An 11,733-nucleotide genomic window follows, 5' to 3' on the forward strand; every position below is an offset into this window, starting at 1 on the left:
GGTTTTGAAACTCAAAAACTCAATCACCCAAATACTCTTCCACTCAAAATCTACTCACTTTCCAATTCCTTCTTCGCATCAGCCAAGCCAGCAGCTTCTTTCTCTGATAATTTTGGGTATTTTAAATCCATTTTTTCTAAAGCATCGATGATGATTTGTATCGCCGCAACTCTTGCAAACCATTTGTCATCGGCAGGAATCACAAACCAAGGCGCGTGTTCTTTAGAAGTTTCATTAATCGCCTCTTCATACGCTTTCATGTAGTCGTTCCAAAGTTTTCTTTCCGACAAATCACTTGCTGCGAATTTCCAGTTTTTTTCGGGTTCGTTAATTCGGTCCAGAAATCTTTTCTTTTGCTCGTCTTTAGAAACATTCAAGAAAATTTTAATAATCGTAGTTCCGTTATCCGATAAATGTTTTTCGAAATTTTTAATGCTTTCGTAACGGTTTTTCCAAAAGTCTGCATCAAAGTCATCAACAGACTTCCATACTTTTTCACTTAAATTATATTCGGGATGAACTTTACACACCAAAACACTTTCATAATGACTTCTGTTGAAAATTCCTATCTTTCCCTTTTCAGGTAATGCAACATAATGTCGCCATAAAAAATCGTGAGAATATTCTTTGCTGCTGGGAGTTTTAAAACTGTGTACATCACAACCTTGCGGATTCACACCCCCGAAAACATGCTCGATCAAAGAATCTTTTCCCGCAGCATCCATCGCTTGCAATACAATTAATACTGATTTGCTTCCGTCGGCGTACATTTTTTCCTGCAATTCGCGGAGTTTCTCTTTTTCCTTTTGAAGCATTTCCTTGCCTTCACTTTTTTTCAGTTTACCCGAATATTTAGTATCGGTTTTTTTTATCGAAAATTTGTTTTTTATTTTATAGTTGTCGCTGAAATCTAAATCCATGTTTTTTATAATTTTCATTAAAAATAAAAAAAATCACTTCAATAAAGAAGTGCTTTTAAAATTTATTTAAAAAGTACCTTTTAAAGCGCTTGTGCTTTTTTAGATAATTTTCTACTTGATGCATCCATAGGTTTAGCTTCTGCTTTAGTTTCTATTGCTGTTGCAGTAGTTGCAGCAGCAGCTGCTCCTTCTACGTTTCCTTTGATGTTGATTACCGATCTGCTGTTCACAGGATCGTTTGAATATACTTCAATGATTTTGGTGAAAGGACCAACAATCGTCGTGTTATAACCTACTTTGATTTGTGCGGTTTTACCTGGCATAATTGGGTCTTGGCTCCATTCCGGAGTTGTACATCCGCAAGATGCTTGAACTTTAGAAATAATCAAAGGTTTGTCGCCGGTGTTTTTTACTACAAACATTCGGTGTCCGTCCGAACCATTTTTTACAGTGCCATAATCGTGCGTGGTTTTATCGAAAGAAATGGTCTGTGCAGAGGCCAATGCGAAAGATGCAGTTAGAAATAATCCTGCTAATACTTTTTTCATATTTTTAAATATTATATTGATGTTTTGATAAAATTATAAGGACAAAGTTAAAAATTATTTCAATAGGTAGATAATTTTTTTTATTTACCTATTTTTGCACATATTAAGATAAAGATAGATCCTATGCAGATTTCAGACAAATATAGCCCGCAGGAAACGGAAACCAAATGGTACAGCTATTGGCTCGAAAATAATTATTTCCATTCCGAGCCCAACGAAAAACCACCGTATACCATTGTGATTCCTCCACCAAACGTTACGGGGATTCTCCACATGGGGCATATGCTGAACAATACCATTCAGGATGTTTTGGTAAGAAGGGCGAGAATGCAGGGTTTCAACGCTTGTTGGGTTCCTGGTACCGATCACGCTTCTATCGCGACCGAAGCTAAAGTAGTAGCTAAATTGAAATCTGAAGGCATCAACAAATCTGATATTACCCGAGAAGAGTTTCTGAAACACGCATGGGACTGGACTGATAAATACGGCGGAACCATTTTGGAACAATTGAAAAAACTCGGTTGCTCCTGCGACTGGGAAAGAACCCGTTTTACTATGGAGCCAAAACTGTCTCAGCAGGTCATCAAATCTTTCGTTGATCTGTACAACAAAGGTTTAATTTACAGAGGCTACCGTATGGTCAACTGGGATCCGGAAGCGAAAACCAACATCTCCGATGAAGAGGTAATCTTTAAGGAACAGAATGGTAAACTTTATTATTTAAAATATAAAATTGAAGGAACTGAGGATTTTCTCTCAGTGGCGACCACGCGTCCCGAAACAATTTTCGGGGACACCGCAGTCTGCATCAATCCTAATGATGAAAGATATGCGCACTTAAAAGGTAAAAATGTAGTAGTTCCGATTGCAAATCGGATAATACCGATTATTATAGATGATTATGTGGATATCGAATTTGGTACGGGAGCTTTGAAAATTACGCCGGCTCACGATACAAACGATTACGAAATCGGTCAGCGTCATAATTTAGCAATGATCGATTCTTTGGACGATGATGCCAACTTAAACGAACACGGACAACACTATGCCGGGAAAAACAGATTCGAAGTTCGAAAACTTATTGCTAAAGAATTAGAAGAAAAAGATCTTTTGCTAAAAGCGGAAGATTATGTGAATAAAGTAGGAACTTCCGAAAGAACCGGCGCTGTAATCGAACCTAAAGTTTCGGTGCAATGGTTCTTGAAAATGAGTGAATTAGGCAAACCAGCTTTGGATGTGGTGATGAATGATGAAATCAAATTTCACCCTGAGAAATTCAAAAACACCTATAAACATTGGATGGAAAACATCCGCGATTGGAATATTTCCCGACAATTATGGTGGGGACAGCAAATTCCTGCCTACTTCTATGGTGATGGTGAAAACGATTTTGTAGTTGCCGAAACCATTGAAGAAGCTTTAGTTTTAGCAAAACAAAAATCCAACAACCTAGAGCTTGCTGTTGAGAATTTGAAGCAGGATGAAGACGCGCTCGATACTTGGTTTTCATCATGGTTATGGCCGATTTCGGTGTTCGATGGAATGTTGGATCCTGAAAATAAAGACATCAATTATTATTACCCAACCTCTGATTTGGTGACCGGTCCGGATATTATTTTCTTTTGGGTGGCCCGAATGATCATGGCTGGTTTGGAATACCGCAAAGAAGTTCCTTTCAAAAACGTTTATTTTACAGGGATTGTACGCGATAAACAACGAAGAAAAATGTCGAAATCGCTCGGAAATTCTCCGGATCCGATTGAATTGATTGAAAAATATGGAGCGGATGGAGTTCGTGTAGGAATTTTGTTGAGTTCCGCTGCCGGAAACGACTTGCTATTCGATGAAGAATTGATGTTGCAAGGAAGAAACTTTGCGACAAAAATTTGGAATGCTTATCGACTTGTTCAAGGTTGGAACAAAGACGAAAACATCAAAGCCAATGACGCAGATCGACAAGCGATTGACTGGTTTGGTCATCAAATGGATAAAACCATTGCCGAAGTTGCCGATCAGTTCGAGAAATTCCGTATTTCTGATGCGTTGCATTTATTATACAAACTGATTTGGGACGATTTCTGTTCATGGTACCTAGAAGCCATTAAACCTGGTTATGGAGAGCCGGTTTCCAAGGAAGTGTATGATCAAACAATCCTTTATTTTGAGGAATTAATGAAATTGATTCACCCATTCATGCCGTTTTTATCGGAAGAACTGTGGCAGAATATCGCTGAAAGAACTCCGGAAAACGCTTTGGTGATCGCACAACAAAGAAAACCGGAAACATTCAATCAGGATTTAATTAAAAATTTTGATTCAGCGAAAGAACTGATTTCTGGAATTAGAAATTACCGCCAAAGCAAAGGAATTTCACCAAGAGAAAGTGTGGAAGTTTTCACCAATGCAACCGCATTCGAGAATGAAAATTTAATTAAAAAATTAGCCAATGTTGCCGAAGTAAATTTAGGACAAAAAACCGATAAGCCAAGTTTCACATTTTTAGTTGGATCCATTGAAATTTCAATTCCGCTAAGCGAAAATCTCGATTTGGCAGAAGAAAAAGCGAAAACCGAAGAGGAAATTAAATACCTGCAAGGTTTCCTGATTTCTGTGGAAAAGAAACTGTCCAACGAAAAATTTGTGGCCAACGCGAAACCTGAAGTTGTAGAAGCTGAAAGAAAAAAACAAAAAGACGCACAGGATAAAATCGCGCTTTTGGAGGCCAAACTAAGCACGTTGTCATAACCCATCATACCTACTAATACAATGAAGCATATCGAGAATATCTCCAAACTTTTCAGCAAAAATTTTGTTGAAAATCCTTTAATCGAAACTTTCGATGTTGGGAAAATTCATCTTCCTACTGGTCATTTGGTTGCATGCGATCCATTGATTACTAATGATATGAAGGCTTTCAAAATCGTATTTCCGCAAGGTGAATTCCCAGTTTTGGTACACAAGGAAAGAGAGAGCAACTGCATTGCGTATGTGGAAATTATCTTCAGTGATTCGCCAATTTCCGAATGGAAAATGGCGACTACCGAAGGTCAAAATATCGAAGAATTGAAGGGAGAAGAGATTTTCGGGTATCCGGTGGAGAGCGGAATGGGTTGTTTCATGGATAGTGAAACCCAGGAATCATTGAATCGTTTGGAGAATCGCCTTTTTCACCGAAAAGGAAGCGAGTTTATGGGAATTTACGAAGAGTTTTTTCACGAACATTTTTTCGACGAAAACGGAGCGATCGATCAGTTTGCTTTTCTAAAACCGGATGACGAGAAGCCGGGAAATATTTTTGCTTTCGAAACAGGTTATGGTGAAGGATTTTATGCAAGTTATATTGGTTTTGGTAACGACAATCAGCCGGTGAAGATTATTACAGAATTTATCGAAATTGGGAGTTAATTTAAGTTAAATAATTTCCGGATTTGTAATTAAAAGAATAAATTTGTTGAGCAGTCAAAAGGCGCGAGAGATCGCGTCTTTATTATTAAATGCAGGTAACAATAAATAATCTCATGAATATCACATCAGAACAGCCAAAAATCATTGTTGTAGGCAGCTCTTCTATAGATTTGGTTCTTTCGACCGAACATCTTCCTAAGCCAAACGAAACGGTGATGGCCGGAAAATCGGAAAGTTTTTTCGGAGGCAAAGGTGCTAATCAGGCCGTCGGAACTGCAAGACTTGGTGCAAGTGTATATTTTATAGGATGTGTCGGGATGGATCCTTTCGGACAACAAATTTTAAGAAATCTCGTAGATGAAGGGGTGAATGTTGGTTATGTTGCTGAAACCGAACATGCAGAATCCGGAACGGCGTATGTGACAACTTCCGGAGGTATCAATTCTATCGTGGTGGTGCCGGCTTCCAATTCACTTTTGAAACCTAAAAATATTTCCGAAGCCGAAAAGTTTTTCACCACAGCAGATTTGGTTTTGGTACAGCTTGAAATACCAATGGAAACCGTGGAATTTACTATTCAATTTGCTAAGAAGCATGATAGTAAAGTAGGAATTTATGCATCTCCGGCCAAGAAATTATCTCAGGAAGTTATCGAAAATGCAGATTTTATTGTTGCAAAAAGCAATGAATTATCCATTGTTTTCGGAGAAGATCAACGGGAAGAAATCTTGAGAAAATATCCTAACAAGCTTTTTGTGCGGGATGATAGCAATTCAACGACCTATTTTAATGGTTCCGAGATGAAGTATTACCGAAATGATCACGATTCGATGCTTCACAAAATGGGAATGGGCGATGCGTTCACGGCCGGGTTTGCCGTAGCGCTTTGTCACCAAAATTCCATCGACCATTGCGTGCGGTTCGGGAATGAAGTTTCCTTGAAAGTGGCTAAAAACAGAGGTTCGCAAAGTGGTTTGCCTTATCTGAAAGATATGCTCGGTCAATAAAATCCTATGTTTACCATGATGAAAATTCTTTTTTATCAACGATAATTTAAATACTTTTATAAAATTAGAATCACTTTCTTATAAGTGATTTTTTTTGAGCAATGAAAGAATTATTTCTAAAAAATCCGGACGGTTTTAACCTTTCAGTAAAGATTTTCGAGCCCGAAAACGCAATTGGGAAATTGCTGATCATCAATTCTGCCACCGGGGTGAAGCAACAGGTTTATTTTTCGTTCGCGAAATACATGAGCCAGAGTGGGTTTACCGTAATCACTTATGACTACAGCGGAATCGGTGAATCGAAACCCAAAAAAATGAAAGGTTTCCAAAGTTCGATGCGGACTTGGGGAACTCGTGATTTCAAAACGCTGACGGAATTCATCAAAAAGGAATATCCTCAGGAAGCGAAATTTTGCCTCGGTCATTCAGTTGGCGCACTGATTTTGGGGATGAATGCGGATTCTGCGATTTTCAGAAAATTTGTTTTTGTGGCTACTCAGGATGCGTATTTGGGGAATTTAAAACTCAATATTGCCGTTACCGCACTTTTCGGATTCGGAATTGCATTGCCGATTACCACAACTTTGTTCGGATATTTCCCCGCGCATTGGTTTGGTTTGGGCGAAACTTTGCCAAAAGGCGTTGCATATGATTGGCGGACTTTAATTCTTCACTCAAAATCTACTGCAAGATTGTACGAGAAAAATGAAGTTGATTTTTCTAAAAATTTAACGCAGAAAACATTAATTATTCATGCGGAAGATGATCCCTGGGTTACCCAAAAAGGCATGGAAAATTTGCTGAAAAATGTATATCCTAATTTGCTGAAAACCTTTAAAGAAATAAAAATTTCCGAATCTGAAAAGAAAGAAATCGGTCACATTAATTTCTTCAGAAGCTTCAACAAGAAATTATGGAAAATCGTTCTCGATGACTTACAGGAAAAGGTTTGAAACATAACAATTTTTGTGAAAAAGTGATGCGCGAAAAAAAATCATTACTTTTACGGTAAAGAAAAAAATTAATGAAAATCTATACCAAAACCGGCGACAAAGGCGAAACCGCACTTTACGGAGGAACCCGCGTTTCCAAAGCTTCCGCGAGGGTAGAATCTTACGGAAATATCGATGAACTGAACTCTTTCATCGGGTTTGCGAAAAGTGAAATCAGTGACGAAAAAGTATTGGCACAACTGAAAAAAATACAGTTTGATTTATTTACCGTAGGTTCAGAATCGGCGACCCCGACGGACAAACTTATGTTGGCCAACGGAAAATCCAGACTTTCACTGATGATCTCCGAAACCGAAATTGAAGAACTCGAAAACTGGATGGACGAATTTGAAAAAGAACTGGAACCTCTTCAATATTTCATCCTTCCAGGTGGCGGCAAATCGGCTACAGCGCTACATCTTTGCAGAACAGTTTGCCGAAGAGCCGAGCGCAGTTTGGTTTTTCTGAATGAAACCGAAGAAGTTCGTCCGGAACTCATCAAATACCTCAACCGTTTGTCGGATTATCTGTTTGTTTTGGCTCGATATATTTCAAAAATCAATGGCGAAACCGAAGAATATTGGAATCCCAACGAAAGATAATTCTCGATGGAAAAAGCACTTTTATTTATCAATGGAGTTCCGCCAGAAAAACTCCCCGTAACGGAAAAATATTCCTTAATTGCCTGTAGTGATGGTGCTTTTAATTATTTAAAAGAAAAGAATTTCCCACTTGAAAAATTAGATTTTATTTCGGGAGATTTCGATTCGCATAACGGAAGTGATGACGATATTTATGAACAGAAATTTATTTTTACACCGGATCAGGATAAAACCGATTTCGAGAAGTCGTTAGAGATTATTGGCCAGAAAGGGTACAGCAGAATTGATGTGTACGGAGGAAGTGGTGGAGAGATGGATCATTTTTTGGGGAATTTAACCGTGGCTTTGCGTTTTAAAAATCAAATGGAAATTACTTTTTACGATGAATTTTCGACCTATTTTTTTGCGCAGAATCATTTAGTTTTGGAAAAAGTGAAAGGCAAAACGATTTCCTTGTTCCCTTTTCCTTTGGCGGAATCGGTTTCTACAAATGGGCTGAATTGGTCTTTAAATAAAGAAAATCTTGCGATTACCGGAAAAATTGGAACCCGAAATTTCGCTTCGGAAGATCAGGTGACCATCGATTTTGAAAAGGGAGAATTGGTGGTTTTTGTAGCTCATTAAAAATGAATTCGGTAGCAATAAATTTTTCTTTTGCATCTAGACTTTTCGAATTTCATCCTCAGCAAAAAATGGTTTTTTATCGGGATAAAACCAACTTTTTTTACCAAATTTGCATTTCTAATCCGTAACACGAAAGCGTAAAAATGAAAATTAAATATTCAGAATTGATCGACCAAACCTTGTATTTTCCTACAGAAGAATTCAATGTATCGGAAAACACCTTGCAATTTCACGATATTCCTTTGATGGAGGTCGTCGAAAAGTTTGGAACTCCTTTGAAATTTAATTATCTCCCGAAAATTTCTACCAATATCCAAAGAGCAAAAGCGTGGTTTAAAGAAGCAATTGAAAAAAACGATTACAAAAAAGGCTACCGCTACTGCTATTGCACCAAATCCAGCCACTTCGCATTTGTTTTAGAAGAGGCCTTGAAAAATGATATTTCGCTCGAAACCTCGTCTGCTTATGACATGGACATCGTGAAATCACTTTTTGATAAAGGAAAATTTGACAAGAATGTGGAGGTGATTTGCAACGGCTTCAAAACCGATGATTATTTGGCTAAAATTTCCGATTTAATCAATAGTGGTTTCGAAAACATCACGCCGATTCTTGATAATTACCGCGAACTCGATAAATTGACCGAAAGTATTGATTCTACTTTCAATATCGGAATTCGAATCGCTTCCGAGGAAGAACCGAAATTTGAATTTTATACTTCCAGATTGGGAATTGGTTATAAAGATATTATCCCTTATTACTCACAAAAAATAGCTGAACACCCGAATGCGAGACTCAAAATGCTACATTTTTTCATCAATACCGGAATTAAAGACACCGCGTATTACTGGAATGAATTGTACAAATGTCTTCGTGTTTATGCGCGTTTGAAGAAGATTGCTCCGGAAGTTGATTCACTAAACATCGGCGGCGGTTTTCCAATCAAAACTTCTTTGAATTTCGATTACGATTACCAGTATATGGTGAACGAAATTGTTTCACAGATCAAAAAATTCTGTGAGGAGGAAGGCGTGGAAGAACCTAATATCTATACCGAATTCGGTAGTTTTACCGTTGGAGAAAGTGGCGGGCATTTATATAAAATTATTTCTCAGAAAAGGCAAAACGACAGAGAAAAATGGAACATGATTGATTCTTCTTTCATGACGACTTTGCCGGACACGTGGGCAATTTCGAGACACTTCATTATGCTTCCCCTGAACCGTTGGGAAGATACTTACGAACGGGTGTTCTTAGGAGGCTTAACCTGTGATTCCGACGATTATTACAATTCCGAGCAGCATACCAACGCGATTTATCTGCCGGTTTTCAGCGATACAAAACCGCTTTATATCGGTTTTTTCCACACTGGAGCGTATCAGGAAACCATTGGTGGATACGGCGGAGTTCACCATTGTTTGATGCCGCAGCCAAAGCATATTCTCATTGATAAAGATGAGGAAGGCAACTTCACTTACGAAGTTTTCCGGGAAGAACAGAGGCCGGAAGAAGTTTTGAAACTTTTAGGATATTAAAAATTCAAGGAGCAACGCAGGTTTGCTCCTTTTTTATGTTCGGTCCCGCTTTCCGTTGCAATCTTTTTTGCGGCGGCGAAGCCGCCGCAAAAAAGGATTTTCACTCCAATCGGGGCTAGAAGATCCAGTGGAAATTCTTACCACCGACGAAAATGCCGGATGGCGCGAGCGAAGCGAGCGCCACCTTTAAACTTAAAAATATTTCCCGATGTTTTCAAATTCAATATCCGAAAAGTCCGAAACCAACAAACTTGCCTTTTCATAAACCTGGTTGCTCGAATGAGCGCTTTGATACGCCACACAGAAAATTCCGGCAGCCGATGCCGCTTCAATTCCGTTGGTGGAATCTTCAATCACCATGCAATATTCTTTGGGTTCAGCAGCGAGTTCGGAAGCCAGAAGAAAAATCTCCGGATGAGGTTTGGATTCCTGAAGATCAGCGCCGCTTATCTTTCCGACGAAATATTGTTCAAGATCAAATTTTTCGAACACCCAGTTGATCGTATTCATGTGAGCGGACGATGCCAAAACGAGTTTGATGCCGTTTTCATAATAATGTACAATCAAATCTTTTACGCCGGGAATTAAATCGAAATCCTGATCGGTATCGAAATAATATTTAAAATAATTTCTCTTGATGGCAGCAAGGTCTTCGTGAGTTTCTTCCAAATTGAATTTTTCAACCAGCGTGGTACAAACTTTTTTCGTGGAGGCACCTGTGAAACTGGTATAAAGTTCTTCGGAAACGTCGATCCCGAAATCATCGAACATTTTATAATAGGCTTTTCGGTGCAGCGGTTCCGTGTCCACAATTACACCGTCCATATCGAATAAAACAGCTTTTAAAGGCATATTGAATTTTTTTACAAAGGTAAATAAATTCACACTTAGCTTTATAAAGTAGTTGTTAGCTGTTTCTTTGGATCATGAATATCACAAAGTAGAAAAAAGCAAGCATTGCAATTAAAGCTGCTATCGATTTCCAGTTTGCGAAATTCACGGTCCAACCCATCTAGGGAATTCTTTTTGGCGGAAAAATTCTGTTGTCTTCTTTATTGTAATAAAAAATTCCCCAAATCCATTTTCCGGAATTATTTCCTAAATTATCTTTTTCCATAAGTAAAGTTTTGTACTAAAGATATGAAAATTATAACTTACCAACTGTCAGCGAATTGCCGGCTATGTTTTACGGTTGATTTTTTTATCTTTGAAAATTCAAAATCTATAATTCAAAATTCAAAATTTCACATGAAAACATACGCCGGGATTCCCGAAGAAAATGCCAAGCTCGAAAACTCAAAAGTAATGCTTGTAACCGTTCCTTACGATGGAACTTCAACTTGGGGAAAAGGAGCCGACAAAGGTCCGGAACTTTTTCTTGACGCTTCAGAAAATATGGAATTGTACGACATTGAAACTGGAACAGAACCGTATTTGGAAGGCGTTTATTTAGCCGGAGAAATCTCTGAAAATTCTTCGCCTGAAGCCATGACAGAAGCAGTTTACCAAAAAACCAAAGAATTGCTGAACCAGGAAGGGAAACTTTTCACGCTTTTTGGTGGCGAACATTCGGTTTCGATTGGTTCCATCCGTGCGGTAGGCGAAAAATATGAAAATTTAACCGTTTTGCAATTGGATGCGCATACGGATCTTCGTCCAGATTTCCATGGTTCCACTTCCAATCATGCTTGTGCGGTTTTCGAAGCAAGTCAGAAACATAATTTGGTTCAAGTGGGAATTCGTTCCTGTGATGTTGAAGAAATGCAGTACGTTCCGGAAGGGCAGTGTTTCTGGGCACACGAAATTGCCAATAACGAAAACTGGATTAATGACGTTTTGGAAAAAGTTTCCGGAAATGTGTATATCACCATCGATTTGGATGCTTTTGACCCATCGATTGCTCCTTCCACAGGAACTCCGGAACCGGGCGGTTTGCAATGGTATCCAACGTTGGAGTTGCTTAAAAAAGTTTTCGAAAAATGCAATGTAGTTGCGTTTGATATCGTTGAGTTAATGGATTCTCCAATGCCGAAACCAACTGCTTTCCTTGCCGCAAAATTATATTATAAAATGTTGGCGTATTATCATATTTCCAAGTAG

Annotated in this window: 11 protein-coding genes; 8 read left to right on the plus strand and 3 right to left on the minus strand. The window is 38.5% G+C overall.

The features are described 5' to 3' along the window. Positions 1–50: 50 nt before the first annotated feature. Together H0S70_RS12735 and H0S70_RS12740 are read right to left on the minus strand one after the other, a co-directional pair. Positions 51–920 (minus strand): polyphosphate kinase 2 family protein, encoded by an 870-nt coding sequence (locus H0S70_RS12735; protein WP_123248957.1) that lies wholly within the window; start codon positions 918–920, stop codon positions 51–53. Between the two features lie 80 nt (positions 921–1,000). Next, entirely contained in the window at positions 1,001–1,468 is a 468-nt protein-coding gene (locus H0S70_RS12740; protein ID WP_188321055.1) for a DUF1573 domain-containing protein, read from the minus strand. A gap of 123 nt (positions 1,469–1,591) precedes the next feature. Here H0S70_RS12740 and H0S70_RS12745 point away from each other — a divergent pair, with 123 nt between their 5' ends. The 7 genes from H0S70_RS12745 (at position 1,592) to H0S70_RS12775 (ending at position 9,633) form a co-directional block, all read left to right on the plus strand. Beyond that, positions 1,592–4,213 carry a valine--tRNA ligase gene (locus H0S70_RS12745; RefSeq protein WP_188321056.1) on the plus strand — a complete coding sequence of 874 codons (2,622 nt, stop codon included), beginning with the start codon at positions 1,592–1,594 and terminating at the stop codon, positions 4,211–4,213. 21 nt (positions 4,214–4,234) lie between these two features. Then, positions 4,235–4,873 (plus strand): DUF4241 domain-containing protein, encoded by a 639-nt coding sequence (locus H0S70_RS12750; protein ID WP_123248918.1) that lies wholly within the window; start codon positions 4,235–4,237, stop codon positions 4,871–4,873. Positions 4,874–4,986: 113 nt separating this feature from the next. Continuing rightward, the gene (locus H0S70_RS12755) at positions 4,987–5,880 is read left to right on the plus strand and encodes a ribokinase (protein WP_123248917.1); all 894 of its coding nucleotides are present in this window, start codon (positions 4,987–4,989) and stop codon (positions 5,878–5,880) included. Between the two features lie 101 nt (positions 5,881–5,981). Beyond that, positions 5,982–6,833 carry an alpha/beta hydrolase family protein gene (locus tag H0S70_RS12760; RefSeq protein ID WP_188321057.1) on the plus strand — a complete coding sequence of 284 codons (852 nt, stop codon included), beginning with the start codon at positions 5,982–5,984 and terminating at the stop codon, positions 6,831–6,833. 71 nt (positions 6,834–6,904) lie between these two features. Then, positions 6,905–7,474: a cob(I)yrinic acid a,c-diamide adenosyltransferase gene (locus H0S70_RS12765; protein ID WP_123248956.1), complete on the plus strand. Its 570-nt coding sequence runs from the start codon at positions 6,905–6,907 to the stop codon at positions 7,472–7,474. Positions 7,475–7,480: 6 nt separating this feature from the next. Then, a complete protein-coding gene (locus H0S70_RS12770; protein ID WP_188321058.1) occupies positions 7,481–8,098 on the plus strand; it encodes a thiamine diphosphokinase in 618 nt (205 codons plus the stop codon). 143 nt (positions 8,099–8,241) lie between these two features. After that, entirely contained in the window at positions 8,242–9,633 is a 1,392-nt protein-coding gene (locus H0S70_RS12775) for a type III PLP-dependent enzyme domain-containing protein (RefSeq protein WP_188321059.1), read from the plus strand. 192 nt (positions 9,634–9,825) lie between these two features. On the opposite strand, the gene H0S70_RS12780 is transcribed toward H0S70_RS12775, so the two are convergent. Beyond that, complete coding sequence (locus H0S70_RS12780) at positions 9,826–10,485, minus strand: HAD family hydrolase (protein WP_188321060.1); 660 nt, start codon at positions 10,483–10,485, stop codon at positions 9,826–9,828. A 396-nt stretch (positions 10,486–10,881) separates the two neighbouring features. Here H0S70_RS12780 and speB point away from each other — a divergent pair, with 396 nt between their 5' ends. After that, entirely contained in the window at positions 10,882–11,733 is an 852-nt protein-coding gene (speB, locus tag H0S70_RS12790) for an agmatinase (protein WP_188321061.1), read from the plus strand.

This window comes from Chryseobacterium manosquense, assembly GCF_014623485.1.
Taxonomy (GTDB): Bacteria; Bacteroidota; Bacteroidia; order Flavobacteriales; family Weeksellaceae; genus Kaistella; species Kaistella haifensis.